We start from the raw sequence: 18,686 nt of genomic DNA on the forward strand, positions 1-18,686 counted from the left end.
CGAGGTCCGTGCCGCTGCCGGCATCAGGTCGACGTGGTGCCCCTGGACGGGCGCGCGAAGCGCGGGGCCACCGGGGTTCGAGGCCCGGAAGGGGCCGACGAGCGCCAGCGAGGAGTGCCCCTGGAGGGACTCGAACCCCCAACCCTTTCCTTGGGATCACCGAGACGATCTCCCTTGTTCATAAGCCACGGGCCGCAGAACCGCCGCCTCGGGCCGCTACAGCAAGACAGGCACTTGCTCGTTTCGACCCGTAGTGTCCCGTCGGGTCCCACGGATGGCGTGGGGTGAACGCGGGGCCATCGCCCGTTCTGCACCTGCACCGCGATCACCACAGCAGAACTCGAGGACGGACACCTAGGGAGAACGCCTTCAGGCCTTGTCATCCGCGGGAATCAGGCATGAACCCCTCGCCACGGAGCCGCGCTGAAGTGCTGGGGCGTTGGCCGCCAGCTTCAGTCCAGTGGACGGGCGGGCGCCCGGGACGTCTGATGGGCTGTACGTCACGAGCCTGACGCCTAGCGTCCGATTCCTGCTTGAAGGAGTCCGACGCCGCATCCCAGTCCCGGGACTCGCCGGTGCAGTCGTACTCGTACAAGGCGATCTCGGCACGCACGAACGTCTCGAGCATCCGCAGGCGGTCACTGAACCGCCTTGCTCGATAGAAGTCCGACTGAGCCCAGTCTCCGATCTCGGGGTCGATGCCCATTCGAGGGTTCGCGCGAGGAACAGCCCCAGGATGCTCCGTTGTCAGCCTGAAGAGATCGCACTGACCGGCGGAGAACAACCGTTCACCCCACTCGAGCCGGACTTCCGATCCCCCACTGAGTTCGACGACGGGCTCCGCTACCGCAACGTATGCGGTGGCAACAGTCATGCGGCGGTGCCGGTCGATACGTGCCAGTTTGTTGATCCAACCAAGGAAGTTTGCGTCCGGATTCTCGGACATGAACGGTTGCATCGTCAGGAGCATCTCGCGGTGGTGCTCGGCGAGCGGACGAAGCCGGGTCAGATTGCGGTCCCAAGAGGCACGCGACTCGAAAATCGGGTACTGCAGGCGATCCTCACCTGGCGGGGGTTCCTGACGGGAAACGTGCACTGCTGTGGCCCAGATGACCGAATCGAGAGCGCTTCGAAGGTCGAACAACCACTCACCGAACACGATCGACATTTCCGGCGGGACAGGTCGGTCCTGTGTGATCGTCATTGTCCACTGCTCGTTCCCGGTCTGATGTAGATCGAAGTCGAACGGATGGCCATCGAGGTAGGTGTTCCAGATCTCCGAGAGCTCCTTGGCGTGGACACGAGCTCGCGCGGCCTTCAGGTGGGCAGTGTCGAACTCGGCTGCGGGCATGACATGACGGTAGTTGCTTGCCGACGAGCTAACTGGCTAGTCAGAATGAATAGATTTTGACTCAGTCGCTCTTGCGACGAGCCGGCCCCTCCTGCGTCGTCGATCACCGGACTCTTGCTCGTACAGCACGAGGGCGCAACTCGAGACAATCTTCCGAGTTGCACCCCCTGGCAGGTGCAGCGCCCTCGCCCGACCAGCGGTGTCAGCGGACGATGCCGAAGCCGCCGGTCCAGTTGATCTTCTCGGCGGCGGCGAGCGTCAGCTGCAGGAAGCCGACCGCCTCGAGCTCGTGGGCACGCTTCAGCGAGCCGGCGTCGATCGCGTGCACGCCGCCGGCGGTGATGAGCCCGGCCAGGGTCTGCTTGGCGGCCTCGTCGTCGCCGGCGATGAGGACGGTCGTGTCGAGGTCGCCGACCTTCTTCGTCGCGAGCGTCGCGGCGAAGGTCGTGTTGAAGGCCTTCAGCACCGACGACGAGGGGAGCTTCGCGGCGAGCTCGGCGGTGGCCGAGCTGCCGTCGGCGACGACGAGCGAGTCGAAGGTGGAGAAGTCGAGGGGGTTGGTGATGTCGACGACGATCTTGCCGGCGAGCTGGTCGCCGTGGCTGGCGACGATGGCGTCGAGGGCCGGGTACGGGACGGCGAGGACGACGACGTCGCCGGTGACGGTGCCGCCGTCGGTGCCGATGTGCTCGACGGAGGCGCCGTTGGCTGCGAGGACGCTCGCGATGGCCGAGCCCATGTTGCCGGAACCGAAGATGGTGACGTTGGTCATGCGGATTCTCCTTCTGCTGGGTCTCGTCGACGAGGCCGGGACCAATGGTTGCTTCTACAACTAACGTAGACGGCAATAGTTGTAGATGCAAGTCATTGGTACGATGGACCCATGACCGAGACGAGGTGGCTGTCCGAGACCGAGCGCGCAGCCTGGGTGCGGTTCACAGCCGTGCTCGAGCTGTTGCCGTCCGCGCTCGACGTGCAGCTGACGACGGACGAGGGCCTGACCCACTTCGACTACTTCACCCTCGCGATGCTCTCCGAGGCGCCGGGGCGCGTCCTCCGCACGAGCGCCCTCGCGGCTCGGGCCAACGCCACGCTTCCTCGACTGTCGAAGGTGGTCACCCGCCTCGAGAACGCAGGGCTGGTCGAGCGGGCACCGTGCCCCGAGGACCGACGCGCGACGAACGTCACCCTCACGGACGCCGGGTGGAAGAAGGTCGTCGCGGCAGCCCCGGGTCATGTCGGCGCGGTCCGGCATCTCGTGATCGACGCGTTGACCGCAGAGCAGGTAGAACAGCTCGGCGCGATCTCGGCAGCACTCCTCGGCCGCCTCGACCCCGACGGTCGCATGCTCGCCAGCGAGGCCTGACGACGGTCAGCGGACCGTGACGACGAGCTTCCCGGGTGCCGAGCCGGATTCCATGTCGGCGTGGGCCTGGACGATGTCGTCGAACGCGTAGACGCGGCCGATCGGCACCGTGACGTGGCCGGCCTCGACGGCGTCGAGGAACTCCTGCAGCACGGCAGCCGGCAGGTCGCTGGCCTCGCCCGAGTACGCGGTGAGGCGGACCCCGTTGGGCAGGTAGTCGATGGGGTAGAAGTCCGGCACGGTCCACTGGTCGCTGAGCATGCCCGTGAAGCAGACCGTCCCGTGGACGGCAGTCGCCCTCAGGGTGTCGCGCAACGTGGGCGCGCCCACGAGCTCGACGGCGCCGGCGACCCCACCGGGCACGATGCGGCGCACGGCATCCGCGACGGCTCCGTCGTCAACGACGACGTGGTCGACGCCCGCAGCCTCGAGGACAGCGGACTTGGCGGCGCTCCTGGTGGTGGAGATCACCGTCATGCCTCGCTGCTTGGCGATCACGGCGAGGGCGAGGCCGATCGAGGAGGTGCCGCCCCGGATGAGCAGGCTGTCACCCGACTGCGCGTCCACACCGGTCACCAGCGAACCGTAGGCGGTCTGGAGCATCTCCGGGACGGCACCGATCACGCTCCAGTCGAGGGAGCTGACGAACGGGACGACGGACGAGGTCGGCACGGCCACGTACTCGGCGTAGCCGCCGTCGATGGTCCGTCCCATGCCGCCCATCAGCGCCGCGACCTGGGTGCCGGGCTCGAACTCGCCGCCCGGCGCCTCGACGACGACACCGACCGCCTCGATCCCCGGGACGCGCGGGAACGACCCGAACGACCCGATGCCTTGCCGGAAGTGCAGCTCGGAACGGTTCAGCCCGAACGCGCGCACCTCGATCAGCACCTGCCCCACTGTGGCGCCAGGGCGCGGAACATCCCGGATCTTCAGGACGTCCGGTGTGCCCGGTCCGTCGAGGACGATCGCTCGCATGGTGCTCATCTCGCGCCTTCCCGACCCCCAGATCGTCCCGGGGGTCACACAAAGTAGTTGACAAGGAATATAGTTCCTTGGAGTGCACATCCGCACCGCCCCTCCCAAGGAAGGCCGCATCATGTCGACCCCCCTCGCCCCCACGACCACCGCGGTCCTCGTCATCGACATGCAGAACGACACCGTCCACGCCGACAGGGCCTACGCCACCTCCGGCGCTGTCGAGCACGCCCAGTCGCAGAACGTGACCGCGAACGTCGGCTCCGTCGTCGACGCCGCCCGCACCTCCGGCGCCCCCGTCTTCTACAGCCGCATCGTCGTCTACCCGGTCGCGGGCATGAGCGGCACCAACGCCCCGATCTTCCAGATGCTCGCCCCCGACACGTTCAAGCTCGACAGCTGGGGCGCCCAGATCGTCGACGAGCTGACCCCGGTCGCCGGCGACGTCGTCCTCGACCGCACCCGGATGAGCGTCTTCAACGGCACCGCGATCGACAACATGCTCCGGAACCTCGGCATCGAGACGCTCGTCGTCGTGGGAGCGTGGACGAACATGGCCGTCGAGCACACCGTCCGCGACGCCGCTGACCACGGCTACCGGGTGACCCTGGTCGAGGACGCCACCTCGAGCCTCAGCGCCGAGTGGCAGCACGCCGCGACGAGCTTCGCCCTGACGAACATCGCCACCGTGAGCGACACCGCCACGGTCACCGCCGCCCTCGCCGGCTGACCCGTGACGACCCGCCCCGACGACGTGAGCCTGTACGACGTGTTCTTCGACCTGACCCGCGCCGAGATGCACCTCTGGGACCACATCGACGACGCCCTCCGGGCAGAGATCGACGTGCCGTTGGGGCGGTTCGAAGCGCTCCTCGTCCTCCGGCGACTGGGCCCCTGCCGCATCCTCGACGTCTCCCGCGAACTCGCACTGACCGTCGGCGGCACGAGCAAGCTCATCGACAAGCTCGAGACCACCGGCCTCTGCCTTCGGGCACCCAACCCCGACGACCGGCGGTCGTCCCTCATCACCCTCGCCGAGACCGCCCCCGCCGTCATCGACCGCGGCGAGGCCGTCATCGAGACGACCCTCCGGTCCCACCTCGACGCCCATCTCACGGCCGACGAGATCACCGCCCTACGCGGTGCTCTCCGTGCTCTCCGCCGCGCCACCAACGAATCCTCCCTCCCGGAATGACCGACAGAACATGACTCCCCTGCACCGCACCCTGGCGACGGCGACAGCGCTCGTCACGTCCCTCGCCGTCGCCAGCTGCGCGTCGTCCGACCCGTTGGCCTCGAAGGACGCGGGCGCCGGCGCCGGCGCCATCGTAATCGGCTCTCAGCAGTACTACTCGAACGAGATCCTCGCGCAGGCACTCGAGGCCGACGGGCGCGAGGTCGACCGCCAGTTCGCCATCGGCCGACGCGAGGTCCACCTCCCAAAGATCGAAGAGAGGGGCATCGACCTCTTCCCCGAGTACACCGGCCCCCTCCTGCACGCCTGGGACCCCGACTCCACCGCCAACTCAGAGGCGGACGTCTAGAAGGCCCTGGCTGCAGCGACGCCCTCGACGCGGACGCCGCTGCCGTGATGGACGAGGTGACCGCAGCGCTCACCATGGACCAGCTCCTCGCCCTCAACACCAGGAGCGTCGACGAGCAGGCCTCCGCGACCCTCATCGCCCGCGGCTGGCTCGCGGGCATCGGCCTCGACTGACCGGCACGCGGAGAACACGACCATGGAGCACGAAGGAGAACCGCTCGCAGCCGACGAGACCGACTCCCACCACCGACTCGCCTGGGCAACGTTCGCGGTGCCCCTGGACGGGCGCGCGAAGCGCGGGGCCGCCGGGGTTCGAGGCCCGGAAGGGGCCGACGAGCGCCGGTGAGGAGTGCCCCTGGATGGGCGCGCGAAGCGCGGGGCCGCCGGGGTTCGAGGCCCGGAAGGGGCCGACGAGCGCCGGCGAGGAGTGCCCCTGGAGGGACTCGAACCCCCAACCCTTTCCTTAGGACGGAACTGCTCTTCCATTGAGCTACAGAGGCTGACCGGGCGAGTCTACCGAACCCGCGCCTCCTCGTCCCTGCCCCGCGAGCCCGTGCCGCCCCGCGCGGCGACCACGACCCCGACGAACCACGTTCCGTTCAAAGAACCCCGTTGCTTGGTGGTTCTCAGAACGGAACGTGGTTCGATGCCACCGAGCAGAGCGAGAGCGGCAGCAGCGGCAGCAGCCGCACCCCGCCCTCACGCCGCCGCGAGGTACTCGTCCCACTCCGCCTGCGGCCGGTCCGTCCCGCGCACGACCCAGCCGACGCCGTGGGGCGCCTTCGGCTGCCAGCGCAGCGTCCACCCCATCTCGGCCGGCGTGCGGTCGCTCTTGACGTTGTTGCAGCGGAGGCAGCACGCCACGAGGTTCTCCCAGCTGTCCGCGCCGCCGCGCGAGCGCGGCTGCACGTGGTCGATGGTCGAGGCTGAGCGGCCGCAGTAGGCGCAGTGGTGCGCGTCGCGGCGCAGCACCCCGCGGCGCGAGACGGGCACGGTGCGGCCGTGCGGGATGCGCACGTACCGCGTCAGCACGATCACCGTGGGGCGGTCGTAGGCGAACCCGGCGCCGTGCACGGGGTGCTCGACGTCGGCGGCGACCACGGTCGCCTTCTGGGTCATGACGAGCACGAGGGCCCGGCGGAACGACACGACGGCGAGGGGCTCGAAACCGGCGTTGAGGACGAGAGTGCGCATGCTTTCCCTTTCGAAGCACCCTGGACGGCTTCCAGGGATTCGACTGCACTCGGGGCAGCGGGGGCCAGCAGGCCGGGGAACGAGAAGAGCACCGTCACGGATGACGGTGCTCTATCGGTCGACGGTGTGTCGTATGTGCTCGTGCGACAGCGCACCCATGGTGCGGGTGGCTGTCGTGCGGCTCATGTGACGCTCCTGGTCTCAGCGGAACTCCGAGATCGCCAGGTTAACCCGCGAGAGCCGCCCTGCCTAGAGGCGGGGCGGCTCTTCACTGCTCGTTCACTGCTGCTCGACCCGGGGCCGGGCGGAGGAGGCGCGGGTGCGGACCCTAGACCGCGAACCGCACGTAGTGCACGGCGCTCGACCACAGCGGCCGCACGCTGACGGAGCCGCCGGGCTTGGGCGCGTCGAGGATCATCCCGTTGCCGGCGTAGAAGCCGTCGTGCGAGCCGTCGTTGAAGACGACGATGTCGCCGGGGCGCGCCTCGGCGGCCGAGATCGTCGTGCCGCGGGCGGCCTGGGCGCCCACCGAGTGCGGCAGCGAGACGCCGAACTTCGCATAGACGTACATGACGAACCCGGAGCAGTCGAAGCCGGCCGGGGTGGCGCCGCCGAAGACGTAGGGCGTGCCGACGTACTGCAGGGCCGTCTGGTAGACGGCCGCCTGGCCGGTCGACGACGACGCGATGGCCTCGGTGGCGACCGAGCGCGACGAGGTGGTGCCGGCGCTGCCGGCGCTGCTCGTCGTCGAGGCCGTCGACGACGAGGCGGCCGCGGCCGCGCTGGCCGCCTCGGCCTGCTGCTGCGCGGCGAGGGCCGCGGCGGCAGCGGCGGCGTCGAGGGTGGCCTGCGAGGTGGCCGACCAGTCGGCGCGCGTGGCGTCGGCCCCGGTCGCGGCGGCGTCGACCGAGAGGGTCTGCCCGTCGAGGGCGACGGGGCCGGCGGCCGTCGTGGTCGTCGCGGCGTCGTCGGGGTCGAGCGCGAAGGCGGGCAGCGCCACCGTGCCGAACAGGCCAGCGGTGACGGTCATGACCGTCACGCTGACGACGCTGCGGCGGACCGAGAGACGCGAGCGGGTCGCGGGCTCCGCGGCGGCGGCCTGCGCCGCGTGGTGCTCGACGGCACGACGGGCGACGAGCTCCGAGCGCAGCACGCGTCGCGCGGAGGGAGCCACGGCACGACGGCCGGTTGCGGCCGCCGCGGCGGCGGCCTCGGCACGACGGAGGGACGAGCGGGTGGGCAGGGGGGCGGAGTCGGCGCGCAGGGCGGCGCGGTCGGTTCGGTCGGAGGGCAGCACGGGTGTGGTCACGGGGGGTGGTTCTCCTGCGTCTCGCCACCCTAGGGAGGTGCTCCGTCCGACGTCAGATCGACGACGCGCGGCAGGAGACGGATGCTCGAGACGTCCTGCCACGGGCCCCTCGGCCGGATTCCTGGCTCGGGGACCATGCGACCCTACGTGACCTCGGCCCGGAAATCATCCTCCAGAGGGACATTCGTCACGAATGGGTAACGACCCTTGTGTCGGCAATCCACCTCCTATACGGAAGCTGTGAGGTTCCCGACCGGGACGACCGCACCCGCGCCTCCTGCGGGAGGAGCGGGACGAGGAGGCGTCAGGCCGACACGTAGATGTGCTGCGCCACCTCGGTCGGCAGCTCGAGGCCCTCGTCGTGGCCCTCGACGCGCACGAGCACGTAGGCCCCGGCAGAGGTGACGGTGGCGACGCCGCCGGGCAGGACGCCCGCGTCCTGCAGCTGCTGCAGCAGCTCGGGCTCGAACTGCACCGGCTCGGCCAGGCGCCGCACGGGGCGCGTGACGCCCTCGGGGTTCTCGGCGAGCACCTGCACCAGGTTCACGACACCGTCGAGGAACCGGCCGGCGGGCGAGTCGCCCAGCTCGTCGAGGCCCGGGATCGGGTTGCCGTACGGCGACTCGGTCGGGTGGTCGAGCATGTCGAGCAGACGGCGCTCGACCTGCTCGCTCATCACGTGCTCCCACCGGCAGGCCTCGTCGTGCACGTAGGCCCAGTCGAGCCCGATGACGTCGGCGAGAAGCCGCTCGGCGAGGCGGTGCTTGCGCATGACGTGGGTCGCCTTCGACCGGCCGTCGTGCGTGAGCTCGAGGTGCCGGTCGCCCGAGACGACGACGAGCCCGTCGCGCTCCATGCGCGCGATCGTCTGCGACACCGTCGGGCCGGAGTGGCCGAGGCGCTCGGAGATGCGGGCCCGCAGCGGGACGATCGCCTCTTCTTCGAGGTCGAGGATCGTGCGCAGGTACATCTCTGTGGTGTCGACGAGATCGGTCAACTGGGGCCTCCCGGTGGAACACGTGGACTACCTCGTCAGCCTATCTGCTGCGCGGAGGGCCCCGTGCCGCCTCACTAGGATCGATCCATGGCGGACCTCTCGATTCCCACTGACCTCCTCCCGCGCGACGGCCGCTTCGGCTGCGGCCCGTCGAAGATCCGGGGGGCGCAGCTCGAGCACCTCGTCACCTCCGGCGCGACGATCCTCGGCACCTCGCACCGCCAGCCGCCCGTCAAGCAGCTCGTCGGGCGCGTCCGCGCCGACCTGGCCGAGCTGTTCCGCCTGCCCGACGGCTACGAGGTCGTGCTCGGCGACGGCGGCTCGACGGCCTTCTGGGACGCCGCCGCGTTCGGCCTCGTCGAGAAGCGCGCCGAGGCCCTGTCGTTCGGCGAGTTCGGCTCCAAGTTCGGCAAGGCCCTCGGCGCACCGTGGCTCGAGGCCCCCGTCGTCCGCACCGCCGAGGGCGGGTCGCTCAGCGAGGTCGAGGTCGTCGAGGGCGTCGACGTCTACGCCTGGCCGCACAACGAGACCTCGACCGGGGTCATGGCCCCGGTCACCCGGGTCGCCGGCGACCCCGGCGCCCTGACCGTGATCGACGCGACGAGCGCCGCCGGCGGCATCGACGTCGACGTCTCGCAGGCCGACGTCTACTACTTCGCCCCGCAGAAGAACTTCGCGTCCGACGGCGGCCTCTGGTTCGCCCTCATGTCGCCGGCCGCCCTCGAGCGCGTCGAGCGCGTCGCCGCGAGCGGTCGCTACGTGCCCGAGTTCCTCAGCCTCAAGAACGCCGTCGACAACTCGCGCCTCGACCAGACGCTCAACACCCCCGCGCTGACGACGCTGCTGCTGCTCGAGGACCAGACCCGTTGGATGCTCGACGCCGGCGGCCTCGCCTGGGCCGACGCCCGCACCCGCGAGTCGTCGTCCGCGCTCTACGACTGGGCCACCGCCTCCGAGTACGCGACGCCGTTCGTCGTCGACCCGTCGCACCGCTCGCAGGTCGTCGCCACGATCGACTTCGCCGAGTCGGTCGACGCGGCCGCCGTCGCCGCCGTGCTCCGCGCCAACGGCGTCGTCGACACCGAGCCGTACCGCAAGCTCGGCCGCAACCAGCTGCGCGTCGCCACGTTCACGGCCATCGAGCCCGACGACGTGCGCCAGCTGATCCGCTCGATCGATTGGGTGGTCGGCGCCCTCTAGGCGACGCTCCCCCACGACGACGGAGGCCCCGACACCAGCTGGTGTCGGGGCCTCTCGCACAGTGCCGTCACGCGACCGTCAGCCGAGGAGGCGCGGGTCGCGTGACGCAGGTCAGCGTCGTCGGCGTCGGCGCGGCCGGGCCGCCGGGGCCTCGTCCTGGTCGGACGGGGCCTCGTCGTCGTCGGAGTCGTCGTCGTCGTCGCTGTCGTCGGAGTCGTCGTCGTCGTCGGACTCATCGTCGTCGTCCGCGTCGCCGAGGTCGTCGATGTCGACGCCGTCCACGTCGCCGCCGTGGACGGGCCGGGGGCCGTCGTCCTCGTCGGAGTCGTCATCGTCGTCCGACTCGTCGTCGTCCTCGTCCGAGTCATCGTCGTCGTCGTCCGAGTCCTCGTCGTCCGACTCGTCGTCCTCGTCCGAGTCCTCGTCGTCCTCGTCGTCGTCAGCGTCCTCGTCGCCGTCGCCCGCCTCCTGCGCCTTCATCTCGGCGAGGCGGTCGGCCCACGGCACCCAGTCGGGCGCGACGAGCGCGTGGTCTCCCGGCAGCAGCTCGACCTCGAGGACGGTGGGCTCGGAGCCCTCGACCTGGGCGACGCTGACCGTCCAGAACCACCCGGGGTAGCCGGGCAGCAGGGTCGCGAAGCGCACGGAGACGACCCCGTCGACCTCGTCGACCGGGGGCGCCTCGGCGCCGATGGTCTCGTCGGGCGTGATCTCGAGCAGCGCGGTGCGGGCCAGCCCGGCGAAGGGCGACGTGCGGGGCCCGTCGGTCGAGGCGGCGTCAGGCATCGAACTGGTCCGCGACGGTGCGCAGCAGCACGGCGAGCTTGGCGCCGTTCTGCGGGTAGCGGCCGTGGCGGAGGTCTCCGCCGGCCTGGTCGAGCACCTTCACGAGGTCCTCGACGATGACCGCCATGTCGTCGGCGCTGCGCCGGTTGCGCTTGACGAGGCTCGGGGCGGCCTCGAGGACGCGCACCGAGAGGGCCTGGGCGCCGCGCTTGCCGTCGGCGATCCCGTACTCGAGGCGGGTGCCCGCCTTGACGCCGACGGTGCCCGCGGGCAGGGCGGACGCGTGGAGGAAGACCTCCTGGCCGTCATCGCTGCTGATGAAGCCGAAGCCCTTCTCGTCGTCGTAGAACTTGACCTTGCCGGTGGGCATGAGATGACTCCTCGTCGGGGTGGGCGTGCGCCCTGAGCTTAGGACGTGAGGCACGGGACCGCCGTGCTCGGCGGCCTGCCACTACTCTGGGCAGGTGGCAGACAAGAGCGAGCAGACGGCACCTCAGGGCGTCCATCGTACTGAACGCGTCCTGATCGTCATGATGGTCACCATCGTGGGGCTCTCGATCGCGGCCTTCGTGGTCCGCCTCGTGGGCAGGGTCGTCGGCGTCGACGACTACTCGGGCGGCGTGTGGCCCATGGTGACGATCCTGCCGCTCATCGGACTGCCGCTCGCGATCCTGTTGATCATCGCGTCGGTGGTGGTCAGCATCGTCCGGCGAAGCAGGGCGAGTCGCGACACCACACGGTAGACGCAGCACCGAGCTGCTCACCACCAGGAGGCCAGGCCCCATGTCCAGTGCACTCGACCTCGCGGGCGTGCTCCGCTCCTCCGCGCCCGACGACCTCGTCCGGCGGCTGTCCTCGAGGCTGCTGCGCGCCTCCTCGGTCGACGACGCGTTCGACCTCGCCGACACCCTGCTCGACCCGTCGTCGGTGCGCGACGCCCTGTCTCACCTCGACCGCACCGAGCTGCTCGTGCTGCACGCGGCCCGCACCCCGGGCGACCTCGACGCCCTCGCCGGGCGCGTCGACGCCGTCTTCGAGATCGGCCGGGGCGCGCTCGCCCTCGCGGTCGACCACCTCGTCGAGCTGTTCCTCGTCGTCCGTCAGGGCGACGGCCCGGCCGCGAGCGTCAGCACCCTCGACGGGGTCGCCGAGCGCCTCGACGACGACCCGACCCTGTCGCCCGGCCGCCTCGGCGCCGAGCACCCGCCCGTCGTGCTGGAGGCCGTCGCCGACGTCGACCGCGACGCGACCGACGCCCGATCGGCCGAGCGCCTCTACGCCGTCGTGATCGAGGTCGCCGAGATCCTCCGCGCCCTCGACCGCTCCCCGGCCCGCGAGCTCGCCAAGGGCGGCCTGGCGCTGCCCGAGGTGCGACGGCTCGCCGAGGCCGCCCGCCTCGACGTCGACGACGTCCCCGCCGTCGTGGGCATCGCCTCCCGCGCCGGCCTCGCGGCCGCGGGCCCCGACGGCGTGGCGACCACGCAGGACGCGGCGGCCTGGCTCGCGTCCTCGTGGCCCGACCGCTGGGAGTCGCTCACCCGCGCGTGGCTCGCCTCGCTGCCCGCCGAGATCCTGGCGGTGCTGCACGAGCGCGTCGAGACGTCGTGGGGCGAGCCGCTGTCGGAGTACGCCTGCTGGGCGTACCCGGCGGGCCGCGCGTGGCTGCCCGAGCGGCTCGCGGCCTTCGCCCGCGCCGCCGAGCTGCTGGGCCTCACGAGCGGGCAGGCCCCCACCCGGGCCGCCGTCGCCCTGCTGCGCGAGGGGCCGGAGGCGGCGCGCACCAGGGTCGCCGAGCTGCTGCCCGACGCCATCGAGCAGGTGTACCTGCAGCACGACCTCACCGTGGTCGCACCCGGTCCGCTGGCCCCGGCGCTGGACGCCCGCCTCCGGGTCATCGCCGACGTCGAGAGCGCGGGGCTCGCCGCCACCTACCGCATCACCGAGGGCGGCATCCAGCGTGCGCTGACCGCCGGCGAGACGGCGGACAGCCTCCGGTCGTTCCTCGACGGCATCAGCCTCACGGGCGTGCCGCAGCCGCTCGACTACCTGCTGCAGCAGTCCGCCGAGCGCCACGGCCGGTACCGGGTCGAGCGCGTCGTCGGCGGCGCCGACCTGCCCGCCGGCGCCGTGACGGTCGTCAGCTCCGACGAGCGGACGAGCGTCGACACCCTCGAGGTCGACCACGCCCTGGCTCCCCTCGCCCTGCAGCGCGTCGACGCGCAGCGCGTGGCGACGACCTTCGACCGCGACACCGTCTTCTGGGCGCTGAGCGACGAGCGCTACCCCGTGGTCGTCGTCGACGGCGACGGCGAGACGGCTCCCCCGGCTCGCCGCCGCCTGCACCGGCCCGTGCCGGTGCCGCCGCGCGACGCCGTGCGCGACATGGTCGAGCGCCTGACGGCGGGCACCGAGGCCAGCACCGAGACGACCGACCGCGCGTGGATCACCCGCCAGCTCGACGCCGCGGTGAAGGGCCGCCTCACGGTGACGATCGCGATCGCCATGCCCGACGGCAGCACGAGCCACCTCGAGATGGAGCCGACCGGCGTCGGCGGCGGCCGCGTGCGCGGCCGCGACAAGAAGTCCGACGTCGAGCGCACGCTGCCGCTCTCGCACGTCGTCTCGGTGTCGAGCTAGGCGCCGACCCTCACGGCCGCCCCGGGTGCGCCCCTCGGGGGACGCCGGGGGCGGACACCGGCCGTCCCCAGGCGGGCCGCGCCTAGACTCGACCCTCATGACCGGCCCCCTGATCGTGCAGAGCGACCGCACCGTCCTGCTCGAGGTGGCGCACCCCCAGGCGGAGGACGCTCGTCACGACCTGAGCGTGTTCGCCGAGCTGGAACGCGCGCCCGAGCACGTGCACACCTACCGCATCACGCGCCTCGGCCTCTGGAACGCGCGCGCCGCGGGCCACACCGCCGAGGACATGCTCGCCACGCTCGAGAAGTACAGCAAGTTCCCGGTGCCGCAGAGCGTCACGGTCGACGTGGCCGAGACGGTGGCGCGCTACGGCCGCATCGTCATCGAACGCGACGGCGACGCCCTCGTGCTGCGCGGCACCGACGACGCCGTGCTGCGCGAGGTCACCCGCGTCAAGAAGATCGGCGAGCTGCTCGGCGTGCGCCGCAGCGACACCGTGTGGGAGCTGCTGCCCTGGGCCCGCGGCGAGATCAAGCAGCAGCTGGTCAAGCTCGGCTGGCCCGCCGAGGACCACGCCGGCTACACCCCCGGCACCCCGCACGCGATCGAGCTCGACCAGACCGACTGGCAGCTGCGGGGCTACCAGCAGAAGGCGATCGACGAGTTCTTCGAGGGCGGCTCGGGCGTCGTGGTGCTGCCCTGCGGCGCCGGCAAGACCCTCGTGGGCGCGGGCGCGATGGCGGCCGCCGGCACGACGACGCTCATCCTCGTCACGAACACCGTCAGCGCGCGGCAGTGGCGCGACGAGCTGCTGCGCCGCACCTCCCTGACGGAGGACGAGATCGGCGAGTACTCGGGCTCGGTGAAGGAGGTCAAGCCGGTCACGATCGCGACGTACCAGATCCTCACCGCGCGGCGTGCGGGCAAGTACACGCACCTGTCGCTGCTCGACGCGCTCGACTGGGGCCTCGTGGTCTACGACGAGGTCCACCTGCTGCCGGCCCCGGTCTTCAAGCTGACGGCCGAGCTGCAGGCCCGCCGCCGGCTCGGCCTCACCGCGACGCTCGTCCGCGAGGACGGCCGCGAGGGCGACGTCTTCAGCCTGATCGGCCCCAAGCGGTTCGACGCTCCCTGGAAGGAGATCGAGGCACAGGGCTACATCTCGCCCGCGAGCTGCTTCGAGGTGCGCGTCGACCTGCCGCAGCAGGACCGGCTCGAGTACGCCGCCGCCCCTGACGACGAGCGCTACCGCCTCGCCGCGACGGCCCCCGCCAAGCTCGACGTCGTGCGCCACCTGGTCGACCGGCACGAGGGCGAGCAGATCCTCGTCATCGGCCAGTACCTCGACCAGCTCGACGAGCTGGCCGCCGTGCTCGACGCCCCGACGCTGACCGGCGCGACGCCTGTCGACGAGCGCGAGCGGCTGTTCCAGGCGTTCCGGTCGGGCGAGGTCAAGGTGCTGGTCGTCTCGAAGGTGGCCAACTTCTCGGTCGACCTGCCGGAGGCGACGGTCGCCATCCAGGTGAGCGGCTCGTTCGGCTCCCGGCAAGAAGAGGCCCAGCGGCTCGGACGCCTGCTGCGGCCGAAGAAGTCCGGCCTGCCCGCCTCCTTCTACACGCTGGTCAGCCGCGACACGGTCGACCAGGACTTCGCGCAGAACCGCCAGCGGTTCCTCGCCGAGCAGGGCTACAGCTACACGATCCTCGACTCCCCGGCGCTGGCGGCGTGAGCGGGCCCGACCTCGGCCCGGGCGACGTCCCGCTCGGCGACGACGAGCTCTGGCGCGACGGGCTGCGCCGTGTGTTCCTGGCCGACCAGTCGCCGTGGGCGGCCTTCGGGCCCCTGGTCGCCTCCCTCGACCACGAGGCCGTGGAGTACCGGGGCCAGCGCTCCCGCACCGCCCCGTGGGACCCGACGGTCGTCGTGTCGGTCGAGCGCACCTACGAGGTGCAGGGCGGCCTGCACGCCGGCGCCAGCCTGAGCGTCGTCACGTGGACGCGCGACCCCGAGGTGCTCGAGCGCAGCGACCTGCTCGCGGGCTCCCCCGTGGTCGACCACCTGTACGCGGGCCTCAGCGCCGTGGCCGACCTGGACGACGCCGAGGAGGCGCGGGTCGTCACTGCGCCCGTCGAGCGGTTCCCGGGATGGGAGATCGCCCGCGCCTCCGGCTACACGGCCGTGCTCGAGCAGCGCGACGGCGTCGCCTTCACCCTCGCCGTGCCGGACGAGCTGCTCGAGCTGACGACCCGCATCGCCCTGGTGCCGAACACGGAGTGGGACGACCCGACCGCGTAGTCCAGGCACCTGGGCCGGACGCTGCGCCCGGACGCCGGGCCCGGAAGCCGGGAACGGACGCTCGGGGTCAGCGAGCTGGCGGCGCGCACGCTGCCGACACGCGGCTGACGCACTCACGACTCACAGGGAACACCGAGGGCGCGGACAGATACTGGGGCCATGAGCGACGGCCCCAAGATTCTCATCGTCGATGACGAGCCCAACATCCGCGACCTGCTGACCACCAGCCTCCGGTTCGCCGGCTTCGCCGTGCGTGCGGTCGGCAACGGCGCCCAGGCGATCTCCGCCGTGCTCGAAGAAGAGCCCGACCTGATCATCCTCGACGTCATGCTGCCCGACATGAACGGCTTCGGCGTCACCAAGCGCCTGCGGTCGTCGGGCTACACGTCGCCGATCCTGTTCCTCACCGCGAAGGACGACACGGAGGACAAGATCACCGGCCTCACCGTCGGCGGCGACGACTACGTGACGAAGCCCTTCAGCCTCGACGAGATCGTGGCCCGCATCAAGGCGATCCTCCGTCGCACCATGAACGAGGACGAGGACGCGATCATCCGCGCCGGCGAGCTCACCATGGACCAGGACACCCACGAGGTCACCATCGGCGAGACGGCCATCGAGCTCAGCCCCACCGAGTTCAAGCTGCTGCGCTACCTCATGCTCAACCCCAACCGGGTGCTGTCGAAGGCGCAGATCCTCGACCACGTGTGGGAGTACGACTTCAACGGCGACGCCGGCATCGTCGAGAGCTACATCTCGTACCTGCGCCGCAAGCTCGACCAGTTCTCGGCCGAGCCGATCATCCAGACGAAGCGCGGCTTCGGCTACATGCTCAAGGCCGCCAAGGCCTGACGCGGTACGAACCCCGGTGGCGCCCGGGAGCCTCGGCTCCCAGGCGCCACCGGTATGTTCGCTTCCCATGCACGAACGCCTGTCGCAGTGGTGGAACGAGATCTCCATCCGAACCAAGATCACCGGGATCACGGTCACCCTGGTGACCCTCGGCCTGCTGGTCGCGGGGCTCGGCACGATGACGGTGCTGAGCACCTACCTCTACGGCCAGGTCGACCTGTCGCTCAAGTCGGCGGCCGAGACGTTCTCCGGCGCCTCGCAGAGCGCGACCAACGCCCAGTCGTGCACGGTCACCTTCGGCGCGACGAGCAGCAGCTTCGTGGCGCTGTTCCGTGAGGACGGCACGCGCATCTGCGACAACGCCGACGAGCTGCAGGGCGGCACCGGCCCCGACCTCTCGGCGGTCGACCTGCCGCGGGCGGCCGCCGCGGCCGAGCCGATGAGCGTCTACAACTCCGACCACGACCAGCAGTGGCGCATCTACGCCTTCGACAAGCCCCTGACCCAGCGCGACCAGGTGACGGGCGTCGTCGAGCAGATCGACGCGACCATCGTCACGGGCACGAACCTCGCCAGCACGAACGCCGTGATCGGCCGCTTCAGCGGCATCTTCCTGGGCTTCGGCGTCTCGGTCATCGTGCTCGGCGCCGCGCTGACGCGTCTGCTCGTCACGTCGACGTTCTCGCCGCTGCGCGACGTCGAGGCCACGGCGGCCCGGTTCGCCGACGGCGACTTCAGCCAGCGCCTCGACTCGACGACGCCCAACACCGAGGTCGGCCGCCTCAACCGCTCGCTCAACACGATGCTCAGCCGCATCGACTCAGCCTTCGACGACCGCTCGAAGACCATCGACCAGATGCGGCGCTTCGTCGGCGACGCCAGCCACGAGCTGCGCACGCCCCTCGTCAGCCTGCGCGGCTACGCCGAGCTCTACCGGATGGGCGCGCTCACCAAACCGGAGGACGTCGCGCAGGCGATGGACCGCATCGAGAAGGAGGCGATCCGCATGGGCGTCCTCGTGCAGGACCTCCTCGCGCTCGCCCGTCTCGACGAGTCGAAGCCCCTGGAGCTCGGCCCGGTCGACCTGGTCGCCATCGCCCGCGACTCCGCCCTCGACACCATGGCCTCGAACCCCGACCGCGACATCGCCGTCGTCGTGCACGACCCGGTCGTCAGCGGCCAGGTCGTCGAGGCGCCGGCTCCCGAGGCACCGGTCGCGGCCGACGACGCCGCGGTCGCGCCGCCCGGGTCGACGGGCGCCATCTCGTTCGCCGGGGCGACCCTCGCCCGCCTCCGTGGGCTGCGGGCCCGGGCCGTGCGGGCCGGTGAGCCCGTCGACGACGCCGGGTCGGGCGACCAGGCCGGCCACGGGCCGCAGGCTCCCGCCGTGGTGCTCGGCGAGGAGAACAAGCTGCGCCAGGTGATCACCAACCTCATGGGCAACGCCATGCGCTTCACCGAGCACGACAGCCCCATCGAGCTCGCCGTGCAGTCCGACCCCGGTCGCGGCGTGGCCACGATCGACATCGTCGACCACGGCGAGGGCATCCCGCCCCAGATCCGCGAGAAGATCTTCCAGCGCTTCTGGCGTGCCGACTCGTCGCGCACCCGCGACACGGGCGGCTCGGGTCTCGGACTCGCCATCGTGTCGGGGATCGTCTCGGCCCACGGCGGCAGCGTCGACGTGCTCGACACCCCGGGCGGCGGAGCCACGTTCCGCGTCGCGCTGCCCCTCTTCCCCGAGGCGGCCAGCGCGGCCGGGGCGCCCGACGTGGCGACCCCCGCGCCCGTGCCGACCCCCGCCTCCTAGTCCCGGGCGCCGCACCACCTCGGCCCGAAGCCCCGACTCGTTCCGGTTCAGCTCTGCTCGGCCTCCGAATTTGAGAGCATTCGGCGACGCGGGAACGGCGGCTGCGGGGCTCCCAGGGAAGCCTCCGGCGAATTGCTCTCGTTCTCCGAGCCGGGGGCTCCGAGGCGGTGCGGCGGCGCCGCGGCCTCTGTCAGGGGCGCGCGCTCCGAGAACGAGAGCACCCCCGTCTCGGCGGACCCGCGCCTCCTCGGTTCGTACGTCGGTCGCGCGCGGGATGCTCTCAAATTGCGCCCGAGACCGGTGGCGGCGGGGACGCCGAAGGGCGGCTCCCCCGGAGGAGAGCCGCCCTTGCGGATGACGCGGTG

Annotated in this window: 19 protein-coding genes and 1 tRNA gene; 11 read left to right on the forward strand and 9 right to left on the reverse strand. The window is 71.3% G+C overall.

What is annotated here, in order from left to right:
- Nucleotides 1–379: 379 nt before the first annotated feature.
- On the reverse strand, nucleotides 380–1,351 hold the full coding sequence (locus FHR78_RS07820) for a hypothetical protein (protein WP_166759970.1): 972 nt from the start codon (nucleotides 1,349–1,351) through the stop codon (nucleotides 380–382).
- Nucleotides 1,352–1,553: 202 nt separating this feature from the next.
- A complete protein-coding gene (locus FHR78_RS07825) occupies nucleotides 1,554–2,123 on the reverse strand; it encodes an NADPH-dependent F420 reductase (RefSeq protein WP_166759971.1) in 570 nt (189 codons plus the stop codon).
- Between the two features lie 111 nt (nucleotides 2,124–2,234).
- On the opposite strand from FHR78_RS07825, the gene FHR78_RS07830 reads away from it, so the two are divergent.
- The gene (locus FHR78_RS07830; RefSeq protein WP_166759972.1) at nucleotides 2,235–2,717 is read left to right on the forward strand and encodes a MarR family winged helix-turn-helix transcriptional regulator; all 483 of its coding nucleotides are present in this window, start codon (nucleotides 2,235–2,237) and stop codon (nucleotides 2,715–2,717) included.
- Between the two features lie 6 nt (nucleotides 2,718–2,723).
- Here FHR78_RS07830 and FHR78_RS07835 read toward each other — a convergent pair whose 3' ends face one another.
- The gene (locus FHR78_RS07835) at nucleotides 2,724–3,704 is read right to left on the reverse strand and encodes a zinc-binding alcohol dehydrogenase family protein (protein ID WP_166759973.1); all 981 of its coding nucleotides are present in this window, start codon (nucleotides 3,702–3,704) and stop codon (nucleotides 2,724–2,726) included.
- Nucleotides 3,705–3,816: 112 nt separating this feature from the next.
- Between FHR78_RS07835 and FHR78_RS07840 the strand changes: the two genes are divergently transcribed.
- The 3 genes from FHR78_RS07840 to FHR78_RS14855 are packed head-to-tail and all read left to right on the forward strand — an operon-like array spanning nucleotide 3,817 to nucleotide 5,239.
- On the forward strand, nucleotides 3,817–4,425 hold the full coding sequence (locus tag FHR78_RS07840) for a cysteine hydrolase (RefSeq protein WP_166759974.1): 609 nt from the start codon (nucleotides 3,817–3,819) through the stop codon (nucleotides 4,423–4,425).
- 3 nt (nucleotides 4,426–4,428) lie between these two features.
- Nucleotides 4,429–4,890, forward strand: a complete 462-nt coding sequence (locus FHR78_RS07845; protein ID WP_166759975.1) for a MarR family transcriptional regulator — start codon at nucleotides 4,429–4,431, stop codon at nucleotides 4,888–4,890.
- 10 nt (nucleotides 4,891–4,900) lie between these two features.
- Nucleotides 4,901–5,239 (forward strand): hypothetical protein, encoded by a 339-nt coding sequence (locus tag FHR78_RS14855; protein WP_208393037.1) that lies wholly within the window; start codon nucleotides 4,901–4,903, stop codon nucleotides 5,237–5,239.
- 427 nt (nucleotides 5,240–5,666) lie between these two features.
- Here the strand turns inward: FHR78_RS14855 and FHR78_RS07855 are convergent.
- The 4 genes from FHR78_RS07855 to FHR78_RS07870 all read right to left on the reverse strand — a co-directional run bounded on the left by FHR78_RS07855 (nucleotide 5,667) and on the right by FHR78_RS07870 (nucleotide 8,738).
- Nucleotides 5,667–5,738: transfer RNA gene (locus FHR78_RS07855), tRNA-Arg, on the reverse strand.
- A gap of 199 nt (nucleotides 5,739–5,937) precedes the next feature.
- Nucleotides 5,938–6,432, reverse strand: coding sequence for an HNH endonuclease (locus FHR78_RS07860; RefSeq protein ID WP_166759976.1), 495 nt, complete (start codon nucleotides 6,430–6,432; stop codon nucleotides 5,938–5,940).
- A 328-nt stretch (nucleotides 6,433–6,760) separates the two neighbouring features.
- Complete coding sequence (locus FHR78_RS15425) at nucleotides 6,761–7,741, reverse strand: NlpC/P60 family protein (protein WP_166759977.1); 981 nt, start codon at nucleotides 7,739–7,741, stop codon at nucleotides 6,761–6,763.
- 304 nt (nucleotides 7,742–8,045) lie between these two features.
- A complete protein-coding gene (locus FHR78_RS07870) occupies nucleotides 8,046–8,738 on the reverse strand; it encodes a metal-dependent transcriptional regulator (RefSeq protein ID WP_166759978.1) in 693 nt (230 codons plus the stop codon).
- 87 nt (nucleotides 8,739–8,825) lie between these two features.
- Between FHR78_RS07870 and serC the strand changes: the two genes are divergently transcribed.
- Nucleotides 8,826–9,938 (forward strand): phosphoserine transaminase, encoded by a 1,113-nt coding sequence (serC, locus tag FHR78_RS07875; RefSeq protein ID WP_166759979.1) that lies wholly within the window; start codon nucleotides 8,826–8,828, stop codon nucleotides 9,936–9,938.
- A 111-nt stretch (nucleotides 9,939–10,049) separates the two neighbouring features.
- On the opposite strand, the gene FHR78_RS07880 is transcribed toward serC, so the two are convergent.
- Nucleotides 10,050–10,724, reverse strand: a complete 675-nt coding sequence (locus FHR78_RS07880) for a DUF3027 domain-containing protein (protein ID WP_166759980.1) — start codon at nucleotides 10,722–10,724, stop codon at nucleotides 10,050–10,052.
- Nucleotides 10,717–11,094, reverse strand: coding sequence for a cold-shock protein (locus tag FHR78_RS07885; RefSeq protein WP_133738370.1), 378 nt, complete (start codon nucleotides 11,092–11,094; stop codon nucleotides 10,717–10,719). The genes FHR78_RS07880 and FHR78_RS07885 overlap by 8 nt, the downstream gene beginning before the upstream one ends.
- Before the next feature lie 94 nt (nucleotides 11,095–11,188).
- On the opposite strand from FHR78_RS07885, the gene FHR78_RS07890 reads away from it, so the two are divergent.
- The 6 genes from FHR78_RS07890 (at nucleotide 11,189) to FHR78_RS07915 (ending at nucleotide 18,321) form a co-directional block, all read left to right on the forward strand.
- Nucleotides 11,189–11,467 carry a hypothetical protein gene (locus tag FHR78_RS07890; RefSeq protein WP_166759981.1) on the forward strand — a complete coding sequence of 93 codons (279 nt, stop codon included), beginning with the start codon at nucleotides 11,189–11,191 and terminating at the stop codon, nucleotides 11,465–11,467.
- 40 nt (nucleotides 11,468–11,507) lie between these two features.
- A complete protein-coding gene (locus FHR78_RS07895) occupies nucleotides 11,508–13,361 on the forward strand; it encodes a helicase-associated domain-containing protein (RefSeq protein ID WP_166759982.1) in 1,854 nt (617 codons plus the stop codon).
- A gap of 97 nt (nucleotides 13,362–13,458) precedes the next feature.
- Nucleotides 13,459–15,093 (forward strand): DNA repair helicase XPB, encoded by a 1,635-nt coding sequence (locus FHR78_RS07900; protein ID WP_166759983.1) that lies wholly within the window; start codon nucleotides 13,459–13,461, stop codon nucleotides 15,091–15,093.
- The gene (locus FHR78_RS07905; RefSeq protein ID WP_166759984.1) at nucleotides 15,090–15,659 is read left to right on the forward strand and encodes a hypothetical protein; all 570 of its coding nucleotides are present in this window, start codon (nucleotides 15,090–15,092) and stop codon (nucleotides 15,657–15,659) included. Before FHR78_RS07900 ends, FHR78_RS07905 begins: the two co-directional genes overlap by 4 nt.
- A gap of 159 nt (nucleotides 15,660–15,818) precedes the next feature.
- A complete protein-coding gene (locus tag FHR78_RS07910; RefSeq protein WP_123355366.1) occupies nucleotides 15,819–16,511 on the forward strand; it encodes a response regulator transcription factor in 693 nt (230 codons plus the stop codon).
- A gap of 67 nt (nucleotides 16,512–16,578) precedes the next feature.
- Nucleotides 16,579–18,321 carry a sensor histidine kinase gene (locus FHR78_RS07915; RefSeq protein ID WP_166759985.1) on the forward strand — a complete coding sequence of 581 codons (1,743 nt, stop codon included), beginning with the start codon at nucleotides 16,579–16,581 and terminating at the stop codon, nucleotides 18,319–18,321.
- Nucleotides 18,322–18,686 lie beyond the last annotated feature (365 nt).

Origin of the sequence: Frigoribacterium faeni (genome assembly GCF_011761235.1) — a bacterium.
In the GTDB taxonomy this organism is placed as follows: Bacteria; Actinomycetota; Actinomycetes; order Actinomycetales; family Microbacteriaceae; genus Frigoribacterium; species Frigoribacterium faeni_A.